Genomic DNA, 26,956 nt, shown 5'->3' on the forward strand with positions numbered 1-26,956 from the left:
TCAGACCGCCCTCATCAGCAGGGTCGCGGCGATCAGGACCGCCGTACCGCCGAACATCGAGACCGCGTAGCTGCGGGCGTAGCCGTTCTGCAGCTTGCGCAGCCGGCCGGAGAGCCCGCCGAACGTGGCGGCCGTGCCGTTGACCACTCCGTCGACCAGGGTGTGGTCGACGTAGACCAGGGACCGGGTGAGGTGCTCCCCGCCGCGGACCAGGACCACATGGTTGAAGTCGTCCTGGAGCAGGTCGCGTCGGGCGGCCCGGGTGAGCAGCGAGCCGCGCGGCGCGGTGACCGGGACCGGCTTGCGTCCGTACATCGCCCAGGCGACCGAGGCGCCGATCACCAGCACCACGACGGTGGAGGCGGTGATGGCGGGGACGCTGATGACGGGGTGCGGGTGCTCGAACTCGGTGACCGGCGCGAGCCAGTTGGCGAACCGGTCGCCGATCGCGAAGAACGCGCCGGCGAAGACCGAGCCGAAGGCGAGCACGATCATCGGGATCGTCATGGACTTCGGGGACTCGTGCGGGTGCGGCTCGTTGCCCTCCGCGTCGGGCTGCCAGCGCTTCTCGCCGAAGAACGTCATGATCATCACGCGGGTCATGTAGAACGCGGTGATGCCGGCGCCCAGCAGCGTGATGCCGCCGAAGATCCAGGCGCGGGCGCCGTCTCCGTAGGAGAACGCCGCCTCGATGATGGTGTCCTTGGTCCAGAAGCCCGACAGGCCCGGGAAGCCGATGATGGCGAGGTAGCCGAGGCCGAAGGTCACGAAGGTGACCGGCATGTACTTGCGCAGCCCGCCGTAGCGGCGCATGTCGACCTCGTCATTCATGCCGTGCATGACCGAGCCGGCGCCGAGGAAGAGCCCGGCCTTGAAGAAGCCGTGGGTCACCAGGTGCATGATCGCGAAGGCGTAGCCGATCGGGCCGAGTCCGGCCGCGAGGATCATGTAGCCGATCTGCGACATGGTCGAACCGGCGAGCGCCTTCTTGATGTCGTCCTTCGCGCAACCGACGATCGCACCGAAGAGCAGCGTGACCGCGCCCACGACGACGACGGCGAGCTGCGCGTCCGGGGCGGCGTTGAAGATCGCGCCGGACCGGACGATGAGGTACACACCGGCGGTCACCATGGTCGCCGCGTGGATCAGGGCCGAGACCGGGGTCGGGCCCTCCATCGCGTCGCCGAGCCAGGACTGGAGCGGCACCTGAGCCGACTTGCCGCACGCCGCGAGCAGCAGCATCAGGCCGATCGCCGTCAGGGTGCCCTCGGAGGTCTCGCCCACCGCGCCGAGCACCGGCCCGAAGGCGAAGGTCCCGAAGGTGGTGAACATCAGCATGATGGCGATCGACAGGCCGATGTCGCCGACCCGGTTGACCAGGAAGGCCTTCTTGGCCGCCGTCGCCGCGCTGGGCTTGTGCTGCCAGAAGCCGATGAGCAGGTACGAGGCGAGGCCGACGCCCTCCCATCCGACGTACAGCAGCAGGTAGTTGTCCGCCAGGACCAGCAGCAGCATCGCCGCCAGGAAGAGGTTCAGGTAGCCGAAGAAGCGGCGGCGCCGCTCGTCGTGCTCCATGTACCCGATGGAGTAGACGTGGATCAGGGTGCCGACGCCCGAGATCAGCAGCACGAAGGTCATCGAGAGCTGGTCGAGCTGGAAGGCGATGTCCGCCTGGAAGCCCTCGACGGGGATCCAGTTGTACAGCGTGCTGTTCAGGGCGCGGTCGTCCGCGTCCTTGCCGAGCATGTCCGCGAAGAGGACGGCGGCGAGGACGAAGGAGGCGCCCGCGAACAGGGTGCCGAGCCAGTGGCCGGTCTTGTCGAGGCGGCGCCCGCCGCAGAGCAGCACCGCCGCTCCGAGCAGGGGCGCCGCGACGAGCAGCGCGATGAGGTTCTCCACGATTCGTCCGTCCCCTTACAGCTTCATCAGGCTGGCGTCGTCGACCGAGGCCGAGTGGCGGGAGCGGAACAGCGAGACGATGATCGCGAGTCCGACCACGACCTCCGCCGCCGCGACGACCATCGTGAAGAACGCGATGATCTGGCCGTCGAGGTTGCCGTGCATCCGGGAGAAGCCGACGAAGGCGAGATTGCAGGCGTTGAGCATCAGCTCGACGCACATGAAGACCACGATCGCGTTCCGCCGGATCAGCACACCGGCGGCACCGATGGTGAACAGCAGCGCGGCGAGGTACAGATAGTTGACCGGATTCACCGCGTGACCTCCTGTCCGTCCCGGTCGTGCCCGTCCGTGTCGCGTCCGAGCCGCTCCTCGGAGCGCTGCTCCAGGGCCTTGAGGTCGTCCAGCGCCTCGCGCGAGACGTCCCGGATCTGGCCGCGGTCGCGCAGGGTGCGGTTGACCGTGAGCTCGGACGGGCTGCCGTCGGGCAGTAGGCCGGCGATGTCCACCGCGTTGTGCCGGGCGTAGACGCCGGGGGCGGGCAGCGGCGGCAGGTGCTTGCCCTCGCGCACGCGCTCCTCGGCGAGTTCGCGCTGGGTGCGGGCCCGCTCGGTGCGCTCGCGGTGGGTCAGGACCATCGCGCCGACGGCCGCCGTGATCAGCAGCGCGCCGGTGATCTCGAAGGCGAAGACGTACTTGGTGAAGATCAGCGCGGCCAGGCCCTCGACGTTGCCGCCGCGGGCGGCGTTGGCGGCGCCCAGTCCGTTGAAGTTCTTCAGGGAGGCGTTGGCGATGCCGGCGATCAGCAGGATGCCGAAGCCGAGCCCGCACAGGGCGGCCAGCCAGCGCTGCCCCTTGATCGTCTCCGTCAGCGAGTCGGCGGCGGTGACGCCGACCAGCATGACCACGAAGAGGAACAGCATCATGATCGCGCCGGTGTAGACGACGATCTGCACGATGCCCAGGAAGTAGGCGCCGTTGGCCAGGTAGAACACCGCGAGGATGATCATGGTCCCGGCGAGGCACAGCGCGCTGTGCACGGCCCGCCGCATCAGGATCGTGCACAGGGCGCCGATGACGGCGACCGTGCCGAGGATCCAGAACTGGACGGCCTCGCCGGTGGAGGTGGTGGAGGCGGCGAGCACGTTCATGCGCCGATCACCTTCCCGGAGGCGGGCTCGTCCTCGCCGAACGTGGACTCGCCCTCCTGCACCTGCTCGCCCCGGGACACCGCGACCTGCCGGACCGTGCCCGGGGCGGCCTCGGTGACCAGGCCCCGGTAGTAGTCCTGCTCGTCGGTGCCGGGGAAGATCGAGTGCGGTGAGTCGACCATGCCCTCGTCCAGACCGGCGAGCAGCTGCTCCTTGGTGTAGATGAGGTTCTCGCGGCTGCTGTCGGCCAGTTCGAACTCGTTGGTCATCGTGAGCGCCCGGGTGGGGCACGCCTCGATGCACAGGCCGCACAGGATGCAGCGGGCGTAGTTGATCTGGTAGACGCGGCCGTACCGCTCGCCCGGGGAGTAGCGCTCCTCCTCGGTGTTGTCCGCGCCCTCGACGTAGATGGCGTCGGCCGGACAGGCCCAGGCGCACAGCTCGCACCCGACGCACTTCTCCAGCCCGTCGGGGTGGCGGTTGAGCTGGTGCCGGCCGTGGAAGCGCGGCGCCGTGACCTTCGGCTGCTCCGGGTACTGCTCGGTGAGCCGCTTCTTGAACATGGCCTTGAAGGTCACGCCGAAGCCGGCGACCGGATTCTGGAACGAGCTCTCGGATCCGTCAGACACCGTCGGCCTCCTTTCCGTCCTGGGGACCATCACTGTCCGTACCGGGTCCGCCGCTGGAGATCAGTTCGCGGTCCCGCCGCGGGCGCCTGCGCGGCACCGGCGGCAGCTCCTGTCCCGGCAGCGGCGGTACGGGGAATCCGCCGGCCATCGGGTCGAACGGACCGGGCTCGGGCTTCGCCGCCTCGGCCTCCCTGTCCTTGCGTCCGCGGAACATGTCGGCGACGAAGGACAGCAGGAGCACCGTGATCACGGCTCCGGCGACGTAGAGCACGATCTGCTGGAAGTCGTAGTTCTCGTTCCGCAGCGCCCGCACCGTCGCGACCAGCATCAGCCAGACCACGGAGACCGGGATCAGCACCTTCCAGCCGAGCTTCATCAACTGGTCGTAGCGGACCCGTGGCAGGGTGCCGCGCAGCCAGATGAAGAAGAAGAGCAGGAGCTGCACCTTGAGGACGAACCAGAGCATCGGCCACCAGCCGTGGTTCGCGCCCTCCCAGAAGGTGGAGATCGGGTACGGGGCGCGCCAGCCGCCGAGGAAGAGGGTGACCGAGACGGCCGAGACGGTGACCATGTTGACGTACTCGGCCAGCATGAACATCGCGAACTTGATCGAGCTGTACTCGGTGTTGAAGCCGCCGACGAGGTCGCCCTCGGACTCCGGCATGTCGAACGGCGCCCGGTTGGTCTCGCCGACCATGGTGACGACGTAGATGATGAACGACACCGGCAGCAGCAGGATGTACCAGCGGTCGGCCTGCGCCTCCACGATCGCCGAGGTCGACATGGACCCGGAGTAGAGGAAGACGGAGGCGAACGCGGCGCCCATCGCGATCTCGTAGGAGATCATCTGCGCGCACGAGCGCAGACCGCCGAGCAGCGGGTACGTCGAGCCGGACGACCAGCCCGCGAGCACGATGCCGTAGATGCCGACGGAGGCGACCGCGAGGATGTAGAGCATCGCGATCGGCAGGTCGGTGAGCTGCATCGTGGTGCGGTGGCCGAGGATCGATACCTCGTTGCCGGCCGGCCCGAAGGGGATCACGGCGATCGCCATGAACGCCGGGATCGCGGCGACGATCGGCGCGAGGATGTAGACGACCTTGTCGGCCCGCTTGACGACGACGTCTTCCTTGAGCATCAGCTTGATGCCGTCGGCGAGCGACTGGAGCATGCCCCAGGGGCCGTGCCGGTTGGGGCCGATGCGCAGCTGCATCCAGGCGACGACCTTGCGCTCCCACACGATGGAGAACAGCACGGTGATCATCAGGAACGCGAAGCAGAAGACGGCCTTGATGACGACGAGCCACCACGGGTCCCGGCCGAACATCGACAGGTCCTCGAGGGCCAGGCTGGTCATTGCGCTCACGCCTCCACCTCCGTCACCTCGGGCGCGCCCGTGACGGCCGCGATACGGACCAGTTCGCCGGGCCGGGCGCCGGTGTCGGAACCCACGCCGCCGCCCACGGAGTTCAGCGGCAGCCACACCACCCGGTCGGGCATCTCGGTGACCTGGAGCGGCAGCCGGACGGACCCGGTGGGCCCGGACACCTCCACGGCGTCGCCCTCCTTCACCCCGGTCTCGGCCGCCGTCGCCGGCGACAGCCGCGCGACGGCGGCGTGCCGGGTGCCGGCCAGCGCCTCGTCGCCCTGCTGGAGCAGGCCCCGGTCGAGCAGGAGCCGGTGGCCCGCGAGGACGGCCTCGCCCTCGCCGGCCCGCGGCAGCGGGCGGGACGACTCGGCCGGCCCGCCGGCCCGGGGGCCGTCCCAGCGGCCCAGCCGGTCCAGCTCGGCGCGCACGGACTTCAGGTCCGGGAGCGCGAAGTGGACGTCGAGTGCGTCGGCGAGCATGTGCAGCACCCGGGCGTCGGTCGGGGCGAGCCGCCGGGTCATCTGCTCGGGCTTGAGCGCGGCCTCGAACATCCGCACCCTGCCCTCCCAGTTGAGGAAGGTGCCCGACTTCTCGGCGACGGCCGCGACCGGGAAGACCACGTCCGCCCGCTCGGTGACCTCGCTCGGCCGCAGCTCCAGGGAGACCAGGAAGCCGACGGCGTCCAGCGCCTCGCGCGCCCGGGCCACGTCCGGCAGGTCGGCGACCTCGACACCGGCGACGAGCAGCGCGCCCAGTTCGCCGGTGGCCGCGGCCTCGACGATCTGGCCGGCGTCCCGCCCGTAGCTCACGGGCAGTTCGCGCACCCGCCAGACCTCGGCGGTCTCCTCACGGGCGCGCGGGTCGGTCGCCGGGCGGCCGCCCGGCAGCAGCGAGGGCAGCGCGCCCGCCTCGACGGCTCCCCGGTCGCCCGCGCGGCGCGGGATCCACACCAGCCGGGCGCCGGTGGCGGCGGAGGTGCGCAGGGCCGCGGTGAGTCCGCCGGGGACGGCGGCCAGCCGCTCGCCGACGACGATCACCGCGCCGTCGGCGCGCAGCGCCTCGGCGGCCACGGCGCCGGCCTCGTCGAGCCCGGTGCCCGAGGCGAGGGCGTCCAGCCACTCGGTCTCGGTGCCGGGGGCGGCGGGCAGCAGCGTGCCGCCGGCCTTCTCCAGGCCGCGGGTGGCGTGGGTGGCGAGCGAGAAGGTGCGCTGGCCGTGCTTGCGGTGGGCCTTGCGCAGCCGCAGGAAGACCCCGGGGGCCTCCTCCTCCGACTCGAACCCGGCCAGCAGCACGGCCGGGGCCTGCTCCAGCGCGGTGTAGGTGACACCGCCGCCGTCGAGGTCCCGTCCGCGGCCCGCGACGACGGCGGCCAGGAAGTCGGCCTCCTCGGCGGAGTGGGCGCGGGCCCGGAAGTCGATGTCGTTGGTGTCGAGGGCGACCCGGGCGAACTTGGCGTACGCGTAGGAGTCCTCGACGGTCAGCCGGCCGCCGGTGAGCACACCCGCGCGGCCGCGCGCGGCGCGCAGTCCCTCGGCCGCCGCCGCGAGGGCCTCCGGCCAGCTCGCCGGTTCGAGCACGCCTTCGTCATTGCGGACCAGGGGGGTGGTGAGGCGGTCGCGCTGCTGGGCGTAGCGGAAGCCGAAGCGCCCCTTGTCGCACATCCACTCCTCGTTGACCTCCGGGTCGTCCGCCGCGAGGCGGCGCATGACCTTGCCGCGCCGGTGGTCGGTGCGGCTCGCGCAGCCGCCGGAGCAGTGCTCGCACACCGACGGGCTGGAGACCAGGTCGAAGGGGCGGGAGCGGAACCGGTAGGCCGCCGAGGTGAGCGCGCCGACCGGGCAGATCTGGATGGTGTTGCCGGAGAAGTACGAGGCGAACGGGTCGCCCTCGCCGGTGCCGACCTGCTGGAGCGCGCCGCGCTCGACCAGTTCGATCATCGGGTCGCCGGCGACCTGGTTGGAGAAGCGGGTGCAGCGCGCGCACAGCACGCAGCGCTCGCGGTCCAGCAGCACCTGGGTGGAGATGGGGACCGGCTTCTCGTAGGTCCGCTTCTTCCCCTCGAAGCGGGAGTCCGCCTGGCCGTGCGAGACGGCCTGGTTCTGCAGGGGGCACTCGCCGCCCTTGTCGCAGACCGGGCAGTCCAGCGGGTGGTTGATCAGCAGCAGCTCCATCACACCCTGCTGCGCCTTCTCGGCGACGGGCGAGGTGAGCTGGGAGCGGACGACCATGCCGTCGGTGCAGGTGATGGTGCAGGAGGCCATCGGCTTGCGCTGGCCCTCCACCTCGACGATGCACTGGCGGCAGGCGCCGGCCGGGTCGAGCAGCGGGTGGTCGCAGAAGCGGGGGATCTCGATGCCGAGCTGCTCGGCGGCGCGGATGACCAGCGTCCCCTTGGGGACGGAGATCTCGGCGCCGTCGATGGTCAGCGTGACGAGGTCCTCGGGCGGCACCGCGGCTCCGCCGCCGGCGGCGGGTCCGGACGTGGTGACGGTCATGCCCGCACCTCCCCGCGGCGCCGTGCGGTCGTCGTGGTGCGGCGGCCCGCCGCGGGGCCGCGGCCGGTGCGGGGCGCGTGCGCCGGACTCATGCGGACACCTCCGTGATGTGTCGGTCGGCCCAGGCCGTGGACTTCGCCGGGTCGAAGGGGCAGCCCTTGCCCGTGATGTGCTGCTCGTACTCCTCGCGGAAGTACTTCAGCGAGGAGAAGATCGGCGCGGCGGCGCCGTCGCCGAGGGCGCAGAACGACTTGCCGTTGATGTTGTCGGCGATGTCGTTCAGCTTGTCGAGGTCCGACATCACGCCCTTGCCCGCCTCGATGTCGCGGAGCAACTGGACGAGCCAGTAGGTGCCCTCGCGGCACGGGGTGCACTTGCCGCAGGACTCGTGGGCGTAGAACTCGGTCCACCGGGTGACGGCCCGCACCACGCAGGTGGTCTCGTCGAAGCACTGGAGCGCCTTGGTGCCGAGCATCGAGCCGGCGGCGCCCACGCCCTCGTAGTCGAGCGGGACGTCGAGGTGCTCGTCGGTGAACATCGGGGTCGACGAGCCGCCGGGGGTCCAGAACTTGAGGCGGTGCCCGGGCCGCATGCCGCCGCTCATGTCGAGGAGCTGGCGGAGCGTGATGCCGAGCGGGCCCTCGTACTGGCCGGGGCTCGCGACATGGCCGCTGAGCGAGTACAGCGTGAAGCCCGCGGACTTCTCGCTGCCCATCGAGCGGAACCAGTCCTTGCCCTTGTTCAGGATCGCGGGAACGGAGGCGATGGACTCGACGTTGTTCACCACGGTGGGGCAGGCGTACAGACCGGCGACGGCCGGGAAGGGGGGCCGCAGCCGGGGCTGGCCGCGCCGTCCCTCCAGCGAGTCGAGGAGTGCCGTCTCCTCGCCGCAGATGTACGCGCCGGCGCCCGCGTGCACGGTGAGTTCGAGGTCGAGCCCGCTGCCGAGGACGTCCTTGCCGAGGTAGCCCGCCTCGTACGCCTCGCGCACGGCCTCGTGCAGCCGGCGCAGCACGGGCACGACCTCGCCGCGCAGATAGATGAAGGCGTGGCTGGAGCGGATCGCGTAGCAGGCGATCACGATGCCCTCGATGAGGGAGTGCGGGTTGGCGAAGAGCAGCGGGATGTCCTTGCAGGTCCCGGGCTCGGACTCGTCCGCGTTGACGACCAGGTAGTGGGGCTTGCCGTCGCCCTGCGGGATGAACTGCCACTTCATCCCGGTGGGGAAGCCGGCGCCGCCGCGGCCGCGCAGACCCGAGTCCTTGACGTAGGCGATCAGGTCGTCGGGCGTCATCGCGAGCGCCTTGCGCAGACCCTCGTACCCCTCGTGCCTGCGGTACGTCTCCAGGGTCCAGGACTCCGGCTCGTCCCAGAAGGCCGAGAGCACGGGGGCGAGCAGCTTCTCCGGGCTCGCGTCCCCGCCTGCCTCCGGCCTGCCCCCGTATTCGGTGGACACGGTCATCACTCCCCCTCCTCGCCGACAGGTCCGGCCGGGTTCTCCGGGTCGGATGCCGAGGTCTGAATGTGGTCCGGTGTCCCGGAGGGACTCGTTGAGGGGTGGTGGTCGGGCGAAGGGCGGGAGTCGTGCGAGCTCAGGTGCTCGGAGCCGGGCTGGGGCCGCTCCCGGGGCACCTCGCCGCGGGGGTGGACCACCCGCGCGGGGAGCACCTCGCCCTTGGCGAGGCGCAGGCCGATCAGCGAGGCCGGGCCCGCGCCGCCGCTCGCCTCGACGGCGCCGGGGCGCTCGTCGGGGAAGCCGGCCAGGATGCGGGCCGTCTCCTTGTAGCCGCACAGCGGGGCGCCTCGGGTGGGCACGACCTGCTCGCCGGCGCGGATGTCGTCGACCAGCTTCTTCGCGGACTCGGGCGTCTGGTTGTCGAAGAACTCCCAGTTGACCATCACCACGGGGGCGAAGTCGCAGGCCGCGTTGCACTCGATGTGCTCCAGCGTGACCTTGCCGTCCTCGGTGGTCTCGTTGTTGCCGACGCCGAGGTGCTCCTTGAGCTCCTCGAAGATGGCGTCGCCGCCCATGACCGCGCAGAGCGTGTTGGTGCAGACGCCGACCTGGTAGTCGCCCGAGGGCTTGCGCCGGTACATGGAGTAGAAGGTGGCGACGGCGGTGACCTCGGCGGTGGTCAGGCCGAGCAGCTCCGCGCAGAACTGCATCCCGGTGCGGGAGACATGGCCCTCCTCCGACTGCACCAGGTGCAGCAGCGGCAGCAGGGCGGAGCGCGATCCGGGGTAGCGGGCGATGATCTCCCGCCCGTCCGCCTCCAGCCGGGCCCGGACGTCGGCCGGGTAGTCGGGGGCGGGCAGTTTGGGCATGCCCAGCGATACGTCCGTCATCGGTCGACGCCTCCCATCACGGGGTCGATGGACGCGACGGCCACGATGACGTCGGCGACCTGGCCGCCTTCGCACATGGCCGCCATGGCCTGGAGATTGGTGAACGACGGGTCGCGGAAGTGGACCCGGAAGGGGCGGGTGCCGCCGTCGGAGACGACGTGGACGCCGAGTTCGCCCTTGGGCGACTCGACCGCCGCGTACGTCTGCCCGGCCGGGACCCGGAAGCCCTCGGTCACCAGCTTGAAGTGGTGGATCAGGGCCTCCATGGAGGTGCCCATGATCTTCTTGATGTGGTCCAGGGAGTTGCCCAGACCGTCGGGGCCGAGCGCGAGCTGCGCGGGCCAGGCGATCTTCTTGTCGCCGACCATGACCGGTCCCGGCTCCAGCCGGTCCAGGCACTGCTCGATGATCCGCAGCGACTGGCGCATCTCCTCCAGCCGCACGAGGAAGCGGCCGTAGGCGTCGCAGGAGTCGGCGGTCGGGACCTCGAAGTCGTAGGTCTCGTAGCCGCAGTACGGGTCGGTCTTGCGCAGGTCGTGCGGCAGCCCGGCGGAGCGCAGGATGGGCCCGGTGGCACCGAGCGCCATGCAGCCGGTGAGGTCCAGGTAGCCGATGTCCTGCATACGGGCCTTGAAGATCGGGTTGCCGGTGGCGAGCTTGTCGTACTCCGGCAGGTTCTTCTTCATGGTCTTCACGAACTCGCGCATCTGGTCGACCGCGCCCGGGGGCAGGTCCTGGGCGAGGCCGCCGGGCCGGATGTACGCGTGGTTCATGCGCAGCCCGGTGATCAGCTCGTAGATGTCGAGAATCAGTTCACGATCGCGGAATCCGTAGATCATGATCGTGGTGGCGCCGAGCTCCATGCCGCCGGTGGCGATGCACACCAGGTGCGAGGAGAGCCGGTTCAGCTCCATCAGCAGGACGCGGATGATGTTCGCCCGGTCCGGGACCTGGTCCTCGATGCCGAGCAGCCGCTCCACGCCCATGCAGTACGCCGTCTCGTTGAAGAACGGCGTCAGGTAGTCCATGCGCGTCACGAACGTGGTGCCCTGCGTCCAGGTCCGGTACTCGAGGTTCTTCTCGATGCCGGTGTGCAGGTAGCCGATGCCGCAGCGGGCCTCGGTGACGGTCTCGCCGTCGATCTCCAGGATCAGGCGGAGCACGCCGTGGGTGGAGGGGTGCTGCGGGCCCATGTTGACGACGATGCGCTCGTCGTCGGCCTTGGCCGCGGACTGGACGACCTCGTCCCAGTCGCCGCCGGTGACCGTGTAGACGGTCCCTTCGGTGGTCTCGCGGGAGGATGCTTCCGAGGTGCTCATCAGCTGTACGACCTCCGCTGGTCGGGAGCCGGGATCTGGGCGCCCTTGTACTCGACGGCGATGCCGCCCAGGGGGTAGTCCTTGCGCTGCGGGAAGCCCTGCCAGTCGTCCGGCATCATGATCCGCGTCAGCGCCGGGTGACCGTCGAAGATCAGCCCGAAGAAGTCGTAGGTCTCGCGCTCGTGCCAGTCGTTGGTCGGGTACACCGGCACCAGCGACGGGACGTGCGGGTCGCTGTCGGGGGCGGAGACCTCCAGCCGCAGCAGCCGGCCGTGGGTGAGCGAGCGCAGGTGGTACACGGCGTGCAGCTCGCGGCCCTTGTCGTCGGGGTAGTGCACACCGCTGACGCCGGTGCACAGCTCGAAGCGGAGCGCCGGGTCGTCGCGCAGGGTGCGGGCGACGGTCAGGAGGTGCTCGCGCGCGATGTGGAAGGTGAGCTCGCCGCGGTCGACGACGGTCTTCTCGATGGCGTTCTCCGGGAGGAGGTCCTGCTCCTCCAGGGCGCCCTCCAGCTCGTCGGCGACCTCGTCGAACCATCCGCCGTAGGGGCGCGACGCGGCTCCGGGCAGCCGCACGGAGCGCACGAGCCCTCCGTAGCCGGACGTGTCCCCTCCGTTGTCGGCGCCGAACATGCCGCGCTGGACGCGGATCTCCTCGCCGCCGTCGCCCCGCTGCCCGGGCAGGTTCTGCCCGGAGAGCTCCTTCTCCGGATTCGGCTCGTCGCTCATCGCATGAGCCCCTTCATCTCGATCAGCGGGAGGGCCTTGAGGGCCGCCTCCTCCGCCTCGCGGGCCGCTTCCTCCGCGTTCACACCGAGCTTCGAGCTCTGGATCTTCTGGTGGAGCTTGAGGATCGCGTCCATCAGCATCTCGGGGCGCGGCGGGCAGCCGGGCAGATAGATGTCGACGGGGACAATGTGATCAACACCCTGCACAATCGCGTAATTGTTGAACATTCCGCCCGACGATGCGCACACACCCATGGAGATCACCCACTTGGGGCTGGGCATCTGGTCGTAGACCTGGCGCAGGACGGGCGCCATCTTCTGGCTCACCCGCCCGGCCACGATCATCAGGTCGGCCTGGCGCGGCGAGCCGCGGAAGACCTCCATGCCGAACCGGGCGAGGTCGTACCGGCCGGCGCCGGTCGTCATCATCTCGATGGCGCAGCAGGCGAGTCCGAACGTCGCCGGGAAGACGGACGACTTGCGCACCCAGCCCGCGGCCTGCTCGACCGTGGTCAGCAGAAAGCCGCTCGGCAGTTTCTCTTCGAGTCCCATGGGAGTGCCCCTTCGCCCCTCTAGTCCCAGTCCAGGCCGCCGCGCCGCCACACATACGCGTAGGCGACGAAGACGGTGAGCACGAAGAGCAGCATCTCCACGAGCCCGAAGATCCCCAGGGCGTCGAAGCTGACGGCCCAGGGATAGAGGAAGACGATCTCGATATCGAAAATGATGAAGAGCATCGCCGTCAGGTAGTACTTGATCGGGAAGCGGCCACCTCCGGCCGGGACGGGCGTCGGCTCGATGCCGCACTCGTACGCTTCAAGTTTCGCCCTGTTGTAGCGCTTTGGGCCGATAAGCGTGGCCATGACCACGGAGAAGATCGCAAACCCTGCCCCGAGGGCGCCGAGCACAAGGATGGGCGCGTAGGCATTCACCCTCCTCGCTCCTTCCAGTCGTCCTTGACCGTTGGACCGCACCGGGCAACCGATTCGCCGCCTCGAAGATCGCTTTCATGTGAGGCAGTTCACAAGCCCGACTGCCCCGCATCCTATGCCCGTCGGTCTGTGATCTGCGACACGGGGTTCGGCATCGAGTTTGTGATCTCCACCACCCGACGAACGATCATGAAGCCCACTGAGCGGTGATCTTCGTACGCGAAGCTCCCGGATGATCACCAGCCGTGACATCTGGGCTCGTCGTGGCTGGTCGGAGGGGGTGGCGCTCTATCAAGTGATGGTGCATGCAAGCAAATTGGCAGTGGACGCCGCGCGGGTGATAAAGGGCGGCGGCTCACCCGACCGTGGGACGGACCGGACGGCGGTGGACACGTGCACGCGTTCACGAGCGCCCGACCGCCCGGACGTTGACCGTTCTGTGACCTGCGCCACTCGCTCAAGACTTCAACAAAAGCGGGCTTGGCCAACGGTCTTCGGGGGTGGTAGGCACCCGGCAATTCGGACCTTTTATGGAAACCACATGATCACAGCCGTGATCATGGATGCCCGATTCGTCCGTTACGGCGTCAATAAAGGGCCATCCAGAGCGGATTCACAGGTTCCGGTCGTAACTGTGGTGCAACACACGTTTCTTGAAGGGAACCCGGAAGCCCTGATAGCGGTTGTACCCATGTCCCACACCGCTCACATACCCAGCCACCGGAAGCCCCGCCGCGGCCCGTCGAAAATCGCGATCCGCGCCGGAGTTGCCGGTGGCTTCCTCAGCACCATCGCGGTGGCCGGTGCCGCCGGTCCGGCCAACGCCGAGCCGGTGACCGAGACCATCGAGATGCCCGTCCTCACCTCCGCGGACCTCTCCGCCCACGTCGCGCAGTCCGCCGCGGCCACGCAGGAGATCGCCCTCGACCTGGAGCTCCAGGCGCAGGAGGAGGCCGCCGCCGCCAAGGCCGAGAAGGCCGCCAAGCAGGCGAAGGCCGAGGCCGACCGCGAGGCGGAGGCCAAGGAGAAGGCGGAGGCCAAGGCCCGCGCCGAGGCCGCGGCCCAGGAGCGCGCCTCGCGCACCTCCGAGCGGACCACCCTCTCCGTGGCGAGCGCGCCCGCGAGCGGCTCGGCGGGCACCGTCATCGCCTTCCTCAAGGCGCAGCTCGGCGACGCGTACGTGATGGGCGCCTCCGGCCCCAACGCGTGGGACTGCTCCAGCCTGGTCCAGGCCGCCTTCCGCGAGGTGGGCATCGACCTGCCGCGCGTCTCCCAGGACCAGTCGGTCGCCGGCACCCAGGTCGGCACCTCCAACCTCCAGCTCGGCGACATCGTCTACTGGGGCGGCGCCGGCTCGGCCTACCACGTGGGCGTCTACATCGGGAACGGCCAGTATCTCGACGCGGCCAACCCCAGCAAGGGCGTCGTCATCCAGGACCTCTCCGGCTACCCGGCGAGCGGCGCGGTGCGCGTGCTCTGACGCCCGCCCTCACGCACGGCACGAAGGCCGCCGCCCGATCCGGGCGGCGGCCTTCGTGCCGTGCTCACGGGGGCGCGTGGGCGGACGGGGGGCCGGGGACGCGCTCGCCCCGCACCGCGCTCACGCCGGGGGTCCGCCGGACCGCGCGCCGCGCTCACCGCGGATCCGCTGCCCCCCGCTTCGCCGCCCGCCATGCCTTCAGGCCCACGACGCATCCGGTGACGGCGGCGATCAGCGCGCCCGCCAGCAGGGTGGGCCCGCCGATGAACACCAGGAACATCAGGATCATCTCGATCCAGGACGGCTCGTCCGCCATGCCGGCTCCCCCCACCGCGCGCGAAGCCCCAGTATGCGCCGGGCGGGCGGCGGGGCGTCAGGCGAGGCCGCCGTTGCTCATCAGGAGCTGCCCGTTGACCCACTGCCCCTGCGGGGAGCACAGGAAGTCGACGAGGTGCGCCGTGTCCCGCGGGGTGCCGAGACGGCCCAGCGGGGTCTGCCGGGACAGCTCCTCCCGGAGCCCGCCGGACATCCAGCCGGTGTCCACGGGGCCCGGGTTGATCACATTGGCGGTGACGCCGAGGTGGGCCAGCTCCCGGGCGGCGGCCAGGACGATGCGGTCGAGCGCCCCCTTGCTGGCGCCGTAGGGCAGGTTGCCGGCGGTGTGGTCGCTGGTGAGGGCGACCATGCGGCCGGTGCCGTGGGCGCCGGTGAAGCGGCGCCCGTACTCGCGCGCCAGCAGCCAGGTGGCCCGGGCGTTCACCGCGAAGTGGCGGTCGAAGCTCTCGACGGTGGTGTCGAGCAGCCCGGAGTCGACGGACTCGCAGTGGCACATCACGAGCGCGGTCACCGGGCCGAGCCGCTCGGCCGCGTCGAAGACCTTCGCGGGGGTCTCCGGATCTGCGAGGTCGGCCTCGACGGCCGCCACGGCCGCCCCGAGCCGCTCCAGCGACGCGCCGATCCCCTCGGCGGCGCCGGGCTCCTCGCCCCAGGCCATGCGCCGGTCGTAGGGGGTCCAGAAGGTGAACGCGATGTCCCACCCGGACGCGGCGAGCCGCTCCGCGACACCGGCCCCGATCCCGGCGGTGCGCCCCACCCCCGTCACCAGGGCGACGGGACGGGTGGTGGGCGTTGCTGCGGCGACGGAGTCCATCCGCGTGATGCTGTCCGGCCGCCGGGGCCGGGGCAACCGGGTTTCGCGGTTGCGCGGCGGCACGGGGCGGGAGGGGGTGCCCCCGGCCGGGCGGCCCCCTCAGGCTCCGGCGCGGAACTGTTCGATCACGCGGCCGTAGCTGTCGCGGCCGTGGCCCGACGCGACGGTCCGGGTCATCAGGTCGCGGTGGAGCTCCGGGAGGCGGGTGTCGACGCCGCGGTCGCGGGAGGCCTCCAGGAGGTGCTGGACCGCGGCGAGCTGGATGTCGACCGTCGCGTCGTCCCCGGGGTAGCTGCCCGCGTCGATCTGGGGCGCGTAGGTGTCCATGAAGCCGCCCACCCCGGCCAGCCAGCGGATCGCCAGGGGCGTGAACGCGCGTGCCGGGACGCCGTCCGCGCCGACCAGGGCCGTGGCGTGCAGCCAGCCCGCGAAGACGGACCACATCAGGCCGAGCAGCCCCGCGTCGTGGAGCGAGGCGAGGCCCGCGTCCTCGCCGAGGTCCACGGGGTCGCCGAGGGCCGCGATCGTCGCGCGGTGCTCGGCGAACGCGGCGGCCGACCCGCTGCACAGGATCATGCTCCGCGGGTCGCCGACGCCGGGCGGCGTGGTCATCACCGCCCCGTCGACGTAGGCGCAGCCGTGCCCGGCGGCCCAGGCCGCGTTCTCGCGGGCCTGCTCGGGCGAGCCGGACGTGAGGTTCAGCAGGGTGCGTCCGGCCAGCTCCGGGGCCACCGGGTCCAGCAGCTCGTGGACGGCCTCGTCGTCGCGGACGCAGACCACGACGACGGCGCTGCCGCGCACCGCGTCGGCGACCGAGGCCGCCCGCACGGCGCCGCGTCCGACCAGGGCGTCGGCCTTGTCCGGGGTGCGGTTCCAGACGGTGGTCGTCCGGCCGGCGGACAGGAAGGCCCCGGCGAGCGCCGAGCCCATCCTGCCGAGACCGAGCACGGACACCGCGGGAGCGGACGGAGCCCCGGCGGCAGCGCGGGACGCGTCGAGTGGGGCGGCAGCGCGGGACGCGGCGTCGAGAGGGGCGGCGGCGGGTGCGGGGAGGGCGTCGGACATCAGGGAGTCGCTCCATGGATCGGTCGGTCCGGTGGGTCCGGCCGGCCGGGCGGGCCGGTCGGTCGGGGTTCCACCCTCGCAACCGCCCCGCCCGCCCGACAGTGGCAGAAACGACCACGGCCGCAAAGATCCTGCCGTAGCGTCGGCGCCCATGAACACGTCACCCGTTCCGCCGGGTCCCGGTGTCGTCGCGATCGCCGTGGTCCCCGATCCCCGGGTCGGGCTCTCCCTGTGGGAGATGTACGAACTGACCATCGCCTGCACGGTGTTCGGCATCCCCCAGCCGGACCTCGCCGACCCCTGGTACACGCTGCGGCTCTGCGGGGACGCCGCGGCCGAGCCGGTCGCCGCCGGTCTCTTCACCCCGCGACCCACCCACCCGCTCGGCGGTCTCGTGGGCGCGGACACCGTGATCGTGCCCTCCGTCCCGGACGCCTGCGTCGAGGACGGCGAGCCGGTCCCCGAAGCCCTCGTCGAGGCCCTGCGCGCCGCGGCGGCCTCCGGTGCCCGGATGGTCTCGCTGTGCACGGGCGCCTTCGCCCTCGCGGCGGCCGGACTGCTCGACGGACGGCGGGCGACCGCGCACTGGCAGCACACGGGGCAGCTCGCCGCCCGGCACCCCGCGGTGCGGGTCGACGACTCGGTGCTCTACACGGACGAGGGCGGGGTGCTGACCAGCGCGGGCGCGACGGCCGCCCTGGACCTGTGCCTCCATCTGGTGCGCCGCGACCTCGGCGCGCAGGTGGCCGGGCGGCTCGCCCGCCGGCTCGTCGTGCCGGTCCACCGCGGCGGCGGCCAGGCCCAGTTCATCGAGCACCCCGTGCCGGAGACCGACGACGACGGGCTGGGCCCGGTGCTCCAGTGGGCCACCCGGCATCTCGACAAGCCGCTGAGCGTCGCCGAGCTGGCGCGCCGGGCCCGGATGAGCCCGCGCACCTTCCACCGCCGTCTCCTGGCGGCCACCGGCACCACACCGCTGCGCTGGCTGCTGACCCAGCGGCTCGCCCTCGCGCAGTCCCTGCTGGAGACCACCGGGCTGCCGGTGGAGCGGATCGGCGAACGCTGCGGCCTCGGCGGCGCGGCGAACCTGCGCCACCACTTCACCCGGGCGTTCGGGATCCCGCCGAGCGAGTACCGCCGGTCGTTCGACGCGTCCACGGCGTCCACGGCGTCCACACCGGCCGCGGCGCCGCCCTCGGCGGCGCCGCGGCCGGCGCTCACGCCTTCGGCGCCACCTTGGACAGGCCGTTGATGATGCGGTCCATCGCGTCGCCGCCCGTCGGGTCGGTGAGGTTGGCCAGCATCTTGAGCGTGAACTTCATCAGCATCGGGTGGGTGAGCCCGCGCTGCGTCGCGATCTTCATGACCTTCGGGTTGCCGATGAGCTTCACGAAGGCCCGGCCGAGCGTGTAGTACCCGCCGTAGGTGTCCTTGAGGACCTTCGGGTAGCGCTGGAGCGCCAGCTCGCGCTGGGCCGGGGTGCGGCGGGCGTGGGCCTGCACGATGACATCGGCGGCGATCTGGCCGGATTCCATCGCGTAGGCGATGCCCTCGCCGTTGAACGGGTTGACGAGCCCGCCCGCGTCACCGACGAGCAGCAGGCCCTTGGTGTAGTGCGGCTGGCGGTTGAACGCCATCGGCAGCGCGGCGCCGCGGATCGGGCCGGTCATGTTCTCGTCGGTGTAGCCCCAGTCCTCGGGCATCGACGCGCACCAGGCCTTGAGGACCTCGCGCCAGTCCAGCTCCTTGAAGGAGGAGGACGTGTTGAGCACGCCGAGGCCGACGTTGGAGGTGCCGTCGCCCATGCCGAAGATCCAGCCGTAGCCGGGCAGCAGCCGGTCCTCGCCGGGGCCGCGGCGGTCCCACAGCTCCAGCCACGACTCCAGGTAGTCGTCGTCGTGGCGGGGCGAGGTGAAGTAGGTGCGCACGGCCACGCCCATGGGGCGGTCCTCGCGCCGGTGCAGCCCCATCGCCAGGGAGATGCGCGAGGAGTTGCCGTCCGCGGCGACGACCAGCGGGGCGCTGAAGGTGACCGGGAGCTTCTCCTCGCCGAGCTTCGCGTGCACGCCGGTGATCCGGCCGGTGCGCTCGTCGACCACCGGGGCGCCGACGTTGCACCGCTCGTAGAGCCGGGCGCCGGCCTTCTGCGCCTGCCGGGCGAGCTGCTCGTCGAAGTCGTCGCGCTTGCGGACGAGTCCGTAGTCCGGGTAGGAGGCGAGATCCGGCCAGTCGAGCTGGAGGCGCACCCCGCCGCCGATGATCCGCAGGCCCTTGTTGCGCAGCCAGCCGGCCTCTTCGGAGATGTCGATGCCCATGGAGACGAGCTGCTTGGTGGCACGCGGCGTGAGGCCGTCGCCGCAGACCTTCTCGCGCGGGAACGCCGTCTTCTCCAGCAGCAGCACGTCCAGGCCCGCCTTGGCGAGGTAGTACGCCGTGGTGGAGCCGGCGGGGCCCGCGCCGACGACGATCACATCGGCGGTGTGCTCGGTGAGGGCTTCGGTCACGGCGGGATCTCCCGAAGATTCGATTCGATATTGCGTACCGAACGGCACAGGACATGTGCAGTCTATGGGGGCGTACGCTTCCGCCGACTGAAGGGCTCCATCTATGAGCGGCAGGTCCCTCCCCGCTGTCCGGCTGCGCGTCCCCACGGACGAGGACGCCCTGGCCTGGCACCGGATCTTCGCCGACCCCGACGTCATGGAGTTCCACGGCGGGAAGGCGGCCGAGCTTTCGGTCTACGAGGAGCTCACCGCGCGCCAGCGGCGGCACGACGCCGAACGCGGCTTCTGCTTCTGGACGATGCTCGACGAGGACGGCGAGGTCATCGGCTTCACGGGCGCGCAGCCCTGGCCGCACACGGAGTTCGGGCCGGTCGGCGAGATCGAGATCGGCTGGCGGCTCGCCCGCCGCGCCTGGGGCAAGGGCTACGCGACGGCGGCGGCCCGCACCACCCTGGAGCGGGTCAAGGCCGCCGGGGTGGACCAGGTGGTGGCGATGGTGAACGCGCGCAACGAGCGCTCCATCGCGGTGATCAAGCGGCTGGGGATGGAGCTCTCGGAGTCCTTCACCACACCGGTCGGCAAGCAGCAGGGGTACTGCTTCCGGCTGGCGCTGGCCTGACGGCCCCGTCCCGCGGCGGTCGCGCCGCCGCGGGACCTCGCGGCACCGCCGGACGTCACGGCACCGCAAGGCGTCACAGCACCGCGGGACGTCACAGCACCGCGGGACGTCACAGCACCGCGGGACGCCACGGCACCGCAAGGCGTCACGGAGCCGCGGGACGTCACGGAGCCGCGGGACGTCAGAAGACCGAGAGCCCCGTCAGCGTGGTGAAGCGGTCCAGCGCGGCCACCCCCGCGACCGAGTTGCCGCGCGCGTCCAGGCCCGGGCTCCACACGCACAGCGTGCAGTGCCCGGGCACCACGGCCACGATCCCGCCGCCCACACCGCTCTTGCCGGGCAGACCGACCCGGTGGGCGAAGTCCCCGGCCGCGTCGTAGGTGCCGCAGGTCAGCATCACGGCGTTGATCTGCTTGGCCTCGCTGCGGGTGAGCAGGCGCGAGCCGTCGGCCCGCAGGCCGTGGCGGGCCAGGAACCGCGCGGCCAGGGTGAGATCGGCGCAGCTCATCTCGATCGAGCACTGCCAGAAGTAGTGGTCGAGCAGCGCCGGGACCGGGCCCGCGATGTTGCCGTACGAGGCCATGAAGTGGGCGAGGGCGGCGTTGCGGTCGCCGTGCGCGGCCTCCGACGCGGCGACCTCGGCGTCGAAGCCGAGCTCCGGATTGCCGCTCTCCGCGCGCAGGAACTCCAGCAGTTCGCTGCTCGCGTCGCCGGTCAGCGTCTGGAGGGCGTCGGTGACGACCAGCGCCCCGGCGTTGATGAACGGATTGCGCGGGATGCCGTTCTCGTACTCCAGCTGCACCAGGGAGTTGAACGGATTGCCGGACGGCTCCCTGCCGACCCGCCGCCACAGGGTGTCGCCGCCGGCCGCCAGCACGAGCGCCAGCGTGAAGACCTTGGTGATCGACTGCGCGGAGAACGGGTGCCGCCAGTCCCCCACCCCGTGGACGTTGCCGTGCAGATCGGCGACGGCCATCCCGAAGCGGCCCGGGTCCACCCCGGCGAGCGCCGGGATGTACGCGGCCGGGCGGCCGCTGCCGACCAGCGGGGCGACGTCGGCGGCGACCTGTTCCAGGACGGCCCGGTAGTCCGGGGCGACGGCGTGCTGCTCCACGGTTCCAGGGCCTCTTGTCCGGAGCCCGGCGCGGGCGCCTACGCCTGCTTGGTGCCGCGGTGGAGGGCCACGATCCCGCCGCTCAGGTTGCGCCAGGCCACCCGCGACCAGCCCGCCTGCTGGAGCTGCCGGGCGAGCCCCGGCTGGTCGGGCCAGCTCTGGATCGACTCGGCGAGGTAGACGTACGCGTCGGGGTTGGAGGAGACGGCGCGCGCGACCGGCGGCAGCGCCCGCATCAGGTACTCCTCGTACACCGTGCGGAACGGCGCCCAGGTGGGGTGCGAGAACTCGCAGATGACCACCCGGCCGCCGGGCTTCGTCACCCGGTACAGCTCGCGCAGCGCCCGGCCGGTGTCCTGCACGTTGCGCAGACCGAAGGAGATCGTCACGGCGTCGAAGACCCCGTCGGCGAAGGGCAGTCGGGTGGCGTCGCCGGCGGTCAGCGGCAGCCAGGGGTGGCGCTTCTTGCCCTCGCGGAGCATGCCGAGGGAGAAGTCGCAGGGCACGACGTACGCGCCGGCGGCGGTGAACGGCAGGGACGAGGTGCCGGTGCCCGCCGCGAGGTCGAGGATCCGCTGCGCGGGCCGGGCGTCGACCGCCTTGGCGACCTCCTTGCGCCACCGCCGGTCCTGGCCGAGCGAGAGCACGTCGTTGGTGAGGTCGTAGTTCGCCGCCACGTCGTCGAACATCGAGGCGACTTCGTGCGGCTGCTTGTCCAGGGTTGCTCGGGTCACGGACCCCATTGAAGCAGCCCCGCACCGTGCACCGGCCGCGCCCCCGCCCGGCCGGGCTCCGCGCCGGGGGCGGGGCCCGGGCACGGAAAGAGGCCGGAAAGGCGGCGCGGGAGAAGCGCAGAAGAGGGCGCGGAAATCCGTGCGCAACCTTCCCGGCGCGGGAGCGCTCTGGGTACGGGTGACAGCCACCACGGAGGGGGAGGCCGGTGCCACCCGACCACCAGCACGAGTTCGAGGCGTTCGCGCGGGCGAACCAGCGCCGGCTCCAGCGGACGGCGTACCTGCTGTGCGGTGACGCCGACGCGGCGCGCGACCTGACCCAGACGACCCTCGCCAAGCTGTTCCAGCACTGGCGGAAGGTGTCCGCGGCGGACCATCCCCACGCCTACGCGAGGACCGTGCTGACCCGGACCTTCCTCGCCGAGCGGCGGCGCGGTCTGCGTGACCTTCTCGCGCACCGCCACGTCGATCCACCGCCGCCGCCCGCGCACACCGAGCTGCGCATCACGCTGCTCGCCGCGCTGGACGAACTCCCGCCGCGCGCACGGGCGATGGTCGTCCTGCGCTACTGGGAGGACCAGAGCGTCGCCTCGGTGGCGCGGCTGATGCTGTGCAGCGAGGGCACCGTCAAGAGCCAGTGCTCACGCGCGCTCGCCCGGCTCCGCGCCTCGCTGGGCGAGGCCCGCCTCCACCTCATGGAAGGGTGACGAACCGCGATGCGGCACGACCACGACAACAACCGCGACCACAACCCCGACCGCGACCCCGGGGACGACCGGACCGCTCTGCTGCTGAGGCACGCCATGGGCGCGGCGTCCGCCGGTCTCCCGCCCCTGCCGGACCTGTCGGGCCCCGCACGGGCGGAGGGTCGGCGCCGCGCGGGACGCAGGCGGCTGGCGCTCGGCGCCGCCGCGCTGGCCGTGGCGGCGGCGGGCGCGGCGGGAACCCGGCTCCTGCCCGAGGGCTCGGCGGCACCCGCCGTGGTGCCGGCGGCCACCGCCCCGGCGGCCCCCGTCGGCCCCGTCCACATCGAGCCCGCACCCGGCGAGGAGACGATGGCCGATCTGCCCGACGACGAGCGCTCCCGCCGGGAGGTCTTCCAGAACGAGGCGGTCGGGGTGCTCCAGGAGCTGCTGCCCCAGGGCACCGGCACGGTCCGGCGCACCGACCTGAACGTGTCGCGCTACCAGGTGGAACGGGGCGACCGGGTGTTCGTCCTGATCCTCTCCGTGCGGCCGTCCACCCGGAGCGTGGCGATTCCCTCGTGCGCGGGGGCCAAGGGCGGCACGTGCGTCACGGCGACGCTCCTCGACGGGGTGAAGGCCCGCGCCACGACCGAGCCCGTCGGATCCGGCGGCGTCACCGCGACCCGGGCGACCTTCGCCTACGGACGGAGCGAGGTCACGCTCTCGCTCTCGCCCGACGAGTCCGCGGGGGTCTCCGCACCGGTCACGAACGAGCAGTTGCTGACCGTCGCCTCGGACCCCGCCTTCCACGAACTGCTCCGCTACGCCGACGAACGTCCGATGGAGCCGCTCGCCACCTCGGTGGGCGGCGGCTGAGGCGCCCCGAACGGTCACCGGCGCCGGCCCGGCTCCCCGGGCCTGTCCGCCCGCGGGCCGTCACGGCGGGGCACGCGGCTCCCTCGCTCCCCGGAGCCCGCGTCCCCGCGGTGGTCATGCGTCGGCGGCACGCGTGGGGGACTCCCGCCCGGGACGAACCGCCGCCCGGAAGACGCGCTCGACACCGCACCGTGACACCGCGGTCACGCCCGTGCCGGTGCGCCGCTACCGCGCCCGGTACACCAGGCGCCCGCCGATGACGGTGGCCACGCAGGTGGACGCCCCGAGGCGGACCAGAGCGGCCCGGTCGGGGACGTCGAAGACGGCGAAGCGGGCGGGGCCGCCGGGGGCGGGCTGCGGCAGGAGGACGAGGGGCGCCGGGGAGAAGGACGGAGGCCCGGGCAGGGTCCCCGGGCGGCGGCCGACCGCGAGGCCGGCGCGGCGCACCGCGTCCTGGGCGGCCTGCCCGCGCAGTTCGCCCGCGACGGCGACGGTGCCGTGGGCGAGCAGCCGCTGCACCCCGCGCCGGGCGCTCGCGCCGCGCCGCGCCGGGTCCTCGCGGAAGAGGGCGCGGGCGCGCTCCCCGGTGACCGGCTCCGTCCCGAGCTCGTCCGCCTCGCGCGGGTCGGGGTGGTAGCAGCCCTCCAGCAGTTCGGGGCCGTACGGGTTGAGCAGGCCGGGGGTGAGGATCCCGGGCCACCGCCGCACCCGGGCCCCGGGGCGGACGGCGGCCAGGTCCTCGTACGGGCCGACGGCGAGCAGGGAGGCGCCGTCGACCAGGACGGCGGATCCGGGCGACGCCTCGGCGACGTGGATCGTCAGCACCGGGGCCTCAGTTGGTGCTCAGCAGCTTCAGCTCGGGGTGCGCCGTGCCGCCCTCGATCGCCGTGGAGGAGATGTGGGAGACGACCCGCTCGTCGACCGGGTCGTCCGCCGGGTCGTCGTGGACGACGATGTGCTCGTACGTCGTCGTCCGCTGCGCCGGGACGCGGCCCGCCTTGCGGATGAGGTCGATGATCTCCAGGCGGTTGGAGCGGTGCCTGGCACCCGCCGACGAGACGACGTTCTCCTCCAGCATGATCGAGCCGAGGTCGTCCGCGCCGTAGTGCAGCGAGAGCTGGCCGACCTCCTTGCCCGTGGTCAGCCAGGACCCCTGGATGTGGGCGACGTTGTCGAGGAAGAGCCGCGCGATGGCGATCATGCGCAGGTACTCGAACAGGGTCGCCTGCGTCTGGCCCTTGAGGTGGTTGTTCTCGGGCTGGTACGTGTACGGGATGAAGGCGCGGAAGCCGCCGGTGCGGTCCTGCACGTCACGGATCATCCGCAGGTGCTCGATGCGCTCGGCGTTGGTCTCGCCGGTGCCCATGAGCATCGTCGAGGTGGACTCGACGCCCAGGCCGTGCGCGATCTCCATGATCTCCAGCCAGCGTTCGCCGGACTCCTTGAGCGGCGCGATGGCCTTGCGCGGCCGCTCGGGCAGCAGCTCGGCGCCGGCTCCGGCGAAGGAGTCCAGCCCGGCGGCGTGGATGCGGCGGATGGCCTCCTCGGCGGAGACGCCGGAGATCCGCGCCATGTGCTCGATCTCGGAGGCGCCGAGCGAGTGGATCACCAGCTCGGGGAACTCCTTCTTGATCGCCGCGAAATGCTTCTCGTAGTACTCGACGCCGTAGTCCGGGTGATGGCCGCCCTGGAACATGATCTGGGTGCCGCCCAGTTCGACGGTCTCCGCGCAGCGGCGCAGGATGTCGTCGAGGTCGCGGGTCCAGCCCTTGGCGGTGTCCTTCGGCGCGGCGTAGAAGGCGCAGAAGCGGCAGGCGGTGACGCAGACGTTCGTGTAGTTGATGTTGCGCTCGATGATGTACGTCGCGATGTGCTCCGTGCCCGCGTAGCGGCGGCGGCGCACGGCGTCGGCCGCGGCGCCCAGGGCGTGCAGCGGAGCGGAGCGGTAGAGGTCGAGCGCCTCGTCCGGGGTGATCCGGCCCCCTGCGGCGGCACGGTCCAGGACGGGCTGAAGGTCGGCCTTCTCGGTCACCGGGCGTCACCTTTCGGCGGGTTTTTCTGCGGATCTGCGGACCGATCCAGGCTACGCCACGGGCCGGCCGCGCCCGCGCCCGGCGTCCGCCCGTGCCCCGCGCGCCCCGCCGGGGCCGTCCGCGGCCGCGGCGGTCACTCCCCGCCGACCCGGGCGAGCGTGCCCGTGGGGCGTCCGGCGCGGTCGTCGGTGGAGGTGTAGCGCAGGCCGTCGTCGCGGAGTTCGAGCCGGATCCGCGAGGTGCCGCCGGTGCAGACGCCGGTGCTGCGCGGCCCCGCCTCGGAGTCGACCAGCAGCGTGCGGTCCTTCGTCCCGGCGAGGGTGAGGACGTCCTCGCAGATGAAGTTGCCGAGGATGTCCGTCTGTTCCGCCGTGCCCGCCCGCTCGCCGGTCCCCGCCTCGCGCAGGGTGACCTTCATCGTCCCGGCGGGTATGCCGGAGGCGGTGACCGAGCCCTCCCAGGTGCCGGTGAACTCCTTCGGCACCCGGCCGCCGGGCGCGGCGGTCCCCGGGCTCGCGGACGCGGTCGCCGAGCTGCTCGGCCGTTCCCCGGCGTCGGCGCCCTTGTCCCCGCCGCCCGCCCCGGGCAGCAGGTCCAGCACGAACGCGGCGCCGACGGTCACCGCGGCCAGCGCGCCGGCGAGGGTGAGCGCCAGGGTGCAGCTCACCCGGCGCCCCCGGGGTCCGCCGCTCGCGGTGAGCGACAGCCCGCCCGGCGCACCGGCCGGGGCGCCGGGGCCCGTGGCGGGCGCCCATGCCGCCGGCCCGCCGGGCTCCACGGGCGGGCCGAAGGCGCCCGCCGGGGCGGGGCGAGCGGGCGGGGCGGGCGGCGCGGGCGCGTCGCCCACCGGGAACGACTCCAGGTGCAGCAGCTCGACCGCCGCGTGGCTGATCGTCCGGACGACGGCTTCCGGCAGCCAGCTCCCGGGCCCGATGTCCGCGCCCGCCTCGTCGAGCCGGGCGGCGAGCTCCGCCGGGGCGGGGCGGTCGGCCGGGTCCTTGGCCAGGCAGGCCGCGGCGAGCGCGCGCATCGCGGCGTCCAGGCCGCCCAGTTCGGGCTCCTCGTGGACCACCTTGTAGAGCAGGGCGGCCGAGGAGTCACCGGCGAAGGGCGCCCGGCCGGTCGCCGCGTAGACGAGGACGGCCCCCAGCGAGAAGACGTCGGCCGCGCCGGTGACACCCTTGCCGACGATCTGCTCGGGGGCCATGTAGCCGGGGGAGCCGACCGAGACGCCGGTCGAGGTGAGCGAGGCGGTGCCGTCGGTGGCCCGGGCGATGCCGAAGTCGATCAGCCGGGGGCCCTCCAGGGTCAGCAGGACGTTCGACGGCTTCACGTCCCGGTGCACCAGGCCCAGGGCGTGCACCGCCTCCAGCGCGCGGGCGAGTCCCGCGCCGAGGACCCGTACCGCGCCGGCGGGCAGCGGCCCGTGGGCGGCGACGGCCTGCGAGAGCGCGGGCCCGGCGACATAGCCGGTGGCCACCCAGGGCACGGGGTCGTCGGGGCCCGCGTCCAGGACGGGGGCGGTCCACTCACCGCCGACCCGGCGGGCGGCCTCCACCTCGCGCCGGAAGCGGGCCCGGAACTCGTCGTCGAGCGCGAAGTGCGGATGGACGGCCTTGACGGCGACCGTGCGCCCGCCGGCGTTGCGGCCGAGATAGACGCGTCCCATCCCGCCCGCGCCCAGCCGGCCGAGCAGCCGGTACCCCCCGATGCTGCGCGGCTCGCCCTCGTCCAGCGGCTGCATGTCGGCTCCCCCGTCGGTCCGCTCTCCTGGTCCGTCGGGCCAGACTAGAACCTGCCGGTGCGCGGGTGTACGGGGCCGGGGCGG

General features: G+C 72.3%; 26 protein-coding genes. 5 read left to right on the forward strand and 21 right to left on the reverse strand.

Annotation, left to right across the window (positions count from 1 at the left end; genetic code table 11):
- The 12 genes from nuoL to JE024_RS15015 form a co-directional block, all read right to left on the reverse strand.
- Complete coding sequence (gene nuoL, locus JE024_RS14960; RefSeq protein WP_205374054.1) at nucleotides 1-1,899, reverse strand: NADH-quinone oxidoreductase subunit L; 1,899 nt, start codon at nucleotides 1,897-1,899, stop codon at nucleotides 1-3.
- A 15-nt stretch (nucleotides 1,900-1,914) separates the two neighbouring features.
- A complete protein-coding gene (nuoK, locus tag JE024_RS14965) occupies nucleotides 1,915-2,214 on the reverse strand; it encodes an NADH-quinone oxidoreductase subunit NuoK (protein ID WP_187741813.1) in 300 nt (99 codons plus the stop codon).
- Entirely contained in the window at nucleotides 2,211-3,050 is an 840-nt protein-coding gene (locus JE024_RS14970; RefSeq protein ID WP_205374055.1) for an NADH-quinone oxidoreductase subunit J, read from the reverse strand. Before JE024_RS14970 ends, nuoK begins: the two co-directional genes overlap by 4 nt.
- Complete coding sequence (gene nuoI / locus JE024_RS14975) at nucleotides 3,047-3,709, reverse strand: NADH-quinone oxidoreductase subunit NuoI (protein WP_205374056.1); 663 nt, start codon at nucleotides 3,707-3,709, stop codon at nucleotides 3,047-3,049. Before nuoI ends, JE024_RS14970 begins: the two co-directional genes overlap by 4 nt.
- A complete protein-coding gene (gene nuoH, locus JE024_RS14980; RefSeq protein WP_205376550.1) occupies nucleotides 3,672-5,036 on the reverse strand; it encodes an NADH-quinone oxidoreductase subunit NuoH in 1,365 nt (454 codons plus the stop codon). The genes nuoI and nuoH overlap by 38 nt, the downstream gene beginning before the upstream one ends.
- A gap of 5 nt (nucleotides 5,037-5,041) precedes the next feature.
- Nucleotides 5,042-7,543, reverse strand: a complete 2,502-nt coding sequence (locus JE024_RS14985) for an NADH-quinone oxidoreductase subunit G (RefSeq protein ID WP_205374057.1) — start codon at nucleotides 7,541-7,543, stop codon at nucleotides 5,042-5,044.
- Between the two features lie 88 nt (nucleotides 7,544-7,631).
- On the reverse strand, nucleotides 7,632-9,005 hold the full coding sequence (nuoF, locus tag JE024_RS14990; RefSeq protein WP_205374058.1) for an NADH-quinone oxidoreductase subunit NuoF: 1,374 nt from the start codon (nucleotides 9,003-9,005) through the stop codon (nucleotides 7,632-7,634).
- On the reverse strand, nucleotides 9,005-9,868 hold the full coding sequence (gene nuoE, locus JE024_RS14995; RefSeq protein WP_205376551.1) for an NADH-quinone oxidoreductase subunit NuoE: 864 nt from the start codon (nucleotides 9,866-9,868) through the stop codon (nucleotides 9,005-9,007). Before nuoE ends, nuoF begins: the two co-directional genes overlap by 1 nt.
- 17 nt (nucleotides 9,869-9,885) lie before the next feature.
- Nucleotides 9,886-11,208 carry an NADH-quinone oxidoreductase subunit D gene (locus JE024_RS15000; protein WP_205374059.1) on the reverse strand — a complete coding sequence of 441 codons (1,323 nt, stop codon included), beginning with the start codon at nucleotides 11,206-11,208 and terminating at the stop codon, nucleotides 9,886-9,888.
- Complete coding sequence (locus tag JE024_RS15005; protein WP_205374060.1) at nucleotides 11,208-11,936, reverse strand: NADH-quinone oxidoreductase subunit C; 729 nt, start codon at nucleotides 11,934-11,936, stop codon at nucleotides 11,208-11,210. Before JE024_RS15005 ends, JE024_RS15000 begins: the two co-directional genes overlap by 1 nt.
- Nucleotides 11,933-12,487 (reverse strand): NuoB/complex I 20 kDa subunit family protein, encoded by a 555-nt coding sequence (locus JE024_RS15010; RefSeq protein ID WP_205374061.1) that lies wholly within the window; start codon nucleotides 12,485-12,487, stop codon nucleotides 11,933-11,935. Before JE024_RS15010 ends, JE024_RS15005 begins: the two co-directional genes overlap by 4 nt.
- A 20-nt stretch (nucleotides 12,488-12,507) precedes the next feature.
- Nucleotides 12,508-12,867 (reverse strand): NADH-quinone oxidoreductase subunit A, encoded by a 360-nt coding sequence (locus JE024_RS15015; RefSeq protein WP_147987607.1) that lies wholly within the window; start codon nucleotides 12,865-12,867, stop codon nucleotides 12,508-12,510.
- Nucleotides 12,868-13,558: 691 nt separating this feature from the next.
- On the opposite strand from JE024_RS15015, the gene JE024_RS15020 reads away from it, so the two are divergent.
- Nucleotides 13,559-14,347 (forward strand): C40 family peptidase, encoded by a 789-nt coding sequence (locus JE024_RS15020; RefSeq protein ID WP_244882864.1) that lies wholly within the window; start codon nucleotides 13,559-13,561, stop codon nucleotides 14,345-14,347.
- Nucleotides 14,348-14,501: 154 nt separating this feature from the next.
- On the opposite strand, the gene JE024_RS15025 is transcribed toward JE024_RS15020, so the two are convergent.
- The 3 genes from JE024_RS15025 to JE024_RS15035 form a co-directional block, all read right to left on the reverse strand.
- The gene (locus tag JE024_RS15025) at nucleotides 14,502-14,663 is read right to left on the reverse strand and encodes a hypothetical protein (protein WP_205374063.1); all 162 of its coding nucleotides are present in this window, start codon (nucleotides 14,661-14,663) and stop codon (nucleotides 14,502-14,504) included.
- A gap of 57 nt (nucleotides 14,664-14,720) precedes the next feature.
- Nucleotides 14,721-15,497: an SDR family oxidoreductase gene (locus tag JE024_RS15030; RefSeq protein WP_205374064.1), complete on the reverse strand. Its 777-nt coding sequence runs from the start codon at nucleotides 15,495-15,497 to the stop codon at nucleotides 14,721-14,723.
- A gap of 99 nt (nucleotides 15,498-15,596) precedes the next feature.
- A complete protein-coding gene (locus JE024_RS15035) occupies nucleotides 15,597-16,562 on the reverse strand; it encodes an NAD(P)-dependent oxidoreductase (RefSeq protein ID WP_205374065.1) in 966 nt (321 codons plus the stop codon).
- Between the two features lie 151 nt (nucleotides 16,563-16,713).
- Between JE024_RS15035 and JE024_RS15040 the strand changes: the two genes are divergently transcribed.
- Nucleotides 16,714-17,814, forward strand: coding sequence for a helix-turn-helix domain-containing protein (locus tag JE024_RS15040; RefSeq protein ID WP_205374066.1), 1,101 nt, complete (start codon nucleotides 16,714-16,716; stop codon nucleotides 17,812-17,814).
- Here the strand turns inward: JE024_RS15040 and JE024_RS15045 are convergent.
- Complete coding sequence (locus tag JE024_RS15045) at nucleotides 17,780-19,066, reverse strand: geranylgeranyl reductase family protein (protein WP_205374067.1); 1,287 nt, start codon at nucleotides 19,064-19,066, stop codon at nucleotides 17,780-17,782. The two genes, JE024_RS15040 and JE024_RS15045, sit on opposite strands and share 35 nt — an antisense overlap.
- 103 nt (nucleotides 19,067-19,169) lie before the next feature.
- Here JE024_RS15045 and JE024_RS15050 point away from each other — a divergent pair, with 103 nt between their 5' ends.
- Complete coding sequence (locus JE024_RS15050) at nucleotides 19,170-19,685, forward strand: GNAT family N-acetyltransferase (RefSeq protein WP_205374068.1); 516 nt, start codon at nucleotides 19,170-19,172, stop codon at nucleotides 19,683-19,685.
- Between the two features lie 181 nt (nucleotides 19,686-19,866).
- On the opposite strand, the gene JE024_RS15055 is transcribed toward JE024_RS15050, so the two are convergent.
- On the reverse strand, nucleotides 19,867-20,799 hold the full coding sequence (locus JE024_RS15055) for a glutaminase (RefSeq protein WP_205374069.1): 933 nt from the start codon (nucleotides 20,797-20,799) through the stop codon (nucleotides 19,867-19,869).
- Nucleotides 20,800-20,837: 38 nt separating this feature from the next.
- The gene (locus JE024_RS15060; protein WP_205374070.1) at nucleotides 20,838-21,533 is read right to left on the reverse strand and encodes a demethylmenaquinone methyltransferase; all 696 of its coding nucleotides are present in this window, start codon (nucleotides 21,531-21,533) and stop codon (nucleotides 20,838-20,840) included.
- A gap of 206 nt (nucleotides 21,534-21,739) precedes the next feature.
- On the opposite strand from JE024_RS15060, the gene JE024_RS15065 reads away from it, so the two are divergent.
- Together JE024_RS15065 and JE024_RS15070 are read left to right on the forward strand one after the other, a co-directional pair.
- The gene (locus JE024_RS15065; protein ID WP_205374071.1) at nucleotides 21,740-22,240 is read left to right on the forward strand and encodes a SigE family RNA polymerase sigma factor; all 501 of its coding nucleotides are present in this window, start codon (nucleotides 21,740-21,742) and stop codon (nucleotides 22,238-22,240) included.
- A gap of 9 nt (nucleotides 22,241-22,249) precedes the next feature.
- On the forward strand, nucleotides 22,250-23,095 hold the full coding sequence (locus JE024_RS15070) for a hypothetical protein (protein ID WP_244882866.1): 846 nt from the start codon (nucleotides 22,250-22,252) through the stop codon (nucleotides 23,093-23,095).
- A 225-nt stretch (nucleotides 23,096-23,320) separates the two neighbouring features.
- On the opposite strand, the gene JE024_RS15075 is transcribed toward JE024_RS15070, so the two are convergent.
- The 3 genes from JE024_RS15075 to JE024_RS15085 form a co-directional block, all read right to left on the reverse strand.
- Complete coding sequence (locus tag JE024_RS15075) at nucleotides 23,321-23,920, reverse strand: hypothetical protein (protein WP_205374072.1); 600 nt, start codon at nucleotides 23,918-23,920, stop codon at nucleotides 23,321-23,323.
- 7 nt (nucleotides 23,921-23,927) lie between these two features.
- Complete coding sequence (mqnC, locus tag JE024_RS15080) at nucleotides 23,928-25,127, reverse strand: cyclic dehypoxanthinyl futalosine synthase (RefSeq protein ID WP_205374073.1); 1,200 nt, start codon at nucleotides 25,125-25,127, stop codon at nucleotides 23,928-23,930.
- A 134-nt stretch (nucleotides 25,128-25,261) separates the two neighbouring features.
- On the reverse strand, nucleotides 25,262-26,872 hold the full coding sequence (locus JE024_RS15085; protein ID WP_205374074.1) for a serine/threonine-protein kinase: 1,611 nt from the start codon (nucleotides 26,870-26,872) through the stop codon (nucleotides 25,262-25,264).
- Nucleotides 26,873-26,956 lie beyond the last annotated feature (84 nt).

Source organism: Streptomyces zhihengii (assembly GCF_016919245.1).
GTDB lineage: Bacteria > Actinomycetota > Actinomycetes > Streptomycetales > Streptomycetaceae > Streptomyces > Streptomyces zhihengii.

What these genes read in the sequence shown, in the direction of transcription:
- JE024_RS14970 (WP_205374055.1), bottom strand. Translation starts at nt 3,050, where the DNA reads ATGAACGTGCTCGCCGCCTCCACCACCTCCACCGGCGAGGCCGTCCAG.
- nuoI (WP_205374056.1), bottom strand. Translation starts at nt 3,709, where the DNA reads ATGGTCCCCAGGACGGAAAGGAGGCCGACGGTGTCTGACGGATCCGAG.
- nuoH (WP_205376550.1), bottom strand. Translation starts at nt 5,036, where the DNA reads ATGACCAGCCTGGCCCTCGAGGACCTGTCGATGTTCGGCCGGGACCCG.
- JE024_RS14985 (WP_205374057.1), bottom strand. Translation starts at nt 7,543, where the DNA reads ATGACCGTCACCACGTCCGGACCCGCCGCCGGCGGCGGAGCCGCGGTG.
- nuoF (WP_205374058.1), bottom strand. Translation starts at nt 9,005, where the DNA reads ATGACCGTGTCCACCGAATACGGGGGCAGGCCGGAGGCAGGCGGGGAC.
- nuoE (WP_205376551.1), bottom strand. Translation starts at nt 9,868, where the DNA reads ATGCCCAAACTGCCCGCCCCCGACTACCCGGCCGACGTCCGGGCCCGG.
- JE024_RS15000 (WP_205374059.1), bottom strand. Translation starts at nt 11,208, where the DNA reads ATGAGCACCTCGGAAGCATCCTCCCGCGAGACCACCGAAGGGACCGTC.
- JE024_RS15005 (WP_205374060.1), bottom strand. Translation starts at nt 11,936, where the DNA reads ATGAGCGACGAGCCGAATCCGGAGAAGGAGCTCTCCGGGCAGAACCTG.
- JE024_RS15010 (WP_205374061.1), bottom strand. Translation starts at nt 12,487, where the DNA reads ATGGGACTCGAAGAGAAACTGCCGAGCGGCTTTCTGCTGACCACGGTC.
- JE024_RS15020 (WP_244882864.1), top strand. Translation starts at nt 13,559, where the DNA reads ATGTCCCACACCGCTCACATACCCAGCCACCGGAAGCCCCGCCGCGGC.
- JE024_RS15025 (WP_205374063.1), bottom strand. Translation starts at nt 14,663, where the DNA reads ATGGCGGACGAGCCGTCCTGGATCGAGATGATCCTGATGTTCCTGGTG.
- JE024_RS15030 (WP_205374064.1), bottom strand. Translation starts at nt 15,497, where the DNA reads ATGGACTCCGTCGCCGCAGCAACGCCCACCACCCGTCCCGTCGCCCTG.
- JE024_RS15035 (WP_205374065.1), bottom strand. Translation starts at nt 16,562, where the DNA reads ATGTCCGACGCCCTCCCCGCACCCGCCGCCGCCCCTCTCGACGCCGCG.
- JE024_RS15040 (WP_205374066.1), top strand. Translation starts at nt 16,714, where the DNA reads ATGAACACGTCACCCGTTCCGCCGGGTCCCGGTGTCGTCGCGATCGCC.
- JE024_RS15050 (WP_205374068.1), top strand. Translation starts at nt 19,170, where the DNA reads ATGAGCGGCAGGTCCCTCCCCGCTGTCCGGCTGCGCGTCCCCACGGAC.
- JE024_RS15070 (WP_244882866.1), top strand. Translation starts at nt 22,250, where the DNA reads ATGCGGCACGACCACGACAACAACCGCGACCACAACCCCGACCGCGAC.
- JE024_RS15085 (WP_205374074.1), bottom strand. Translation starts at nt 26,872, where the DNA reads ATGCAGCCGCTGGACGAGGGCGAGCCGCGCAGCATCGGGGGGTACCGG.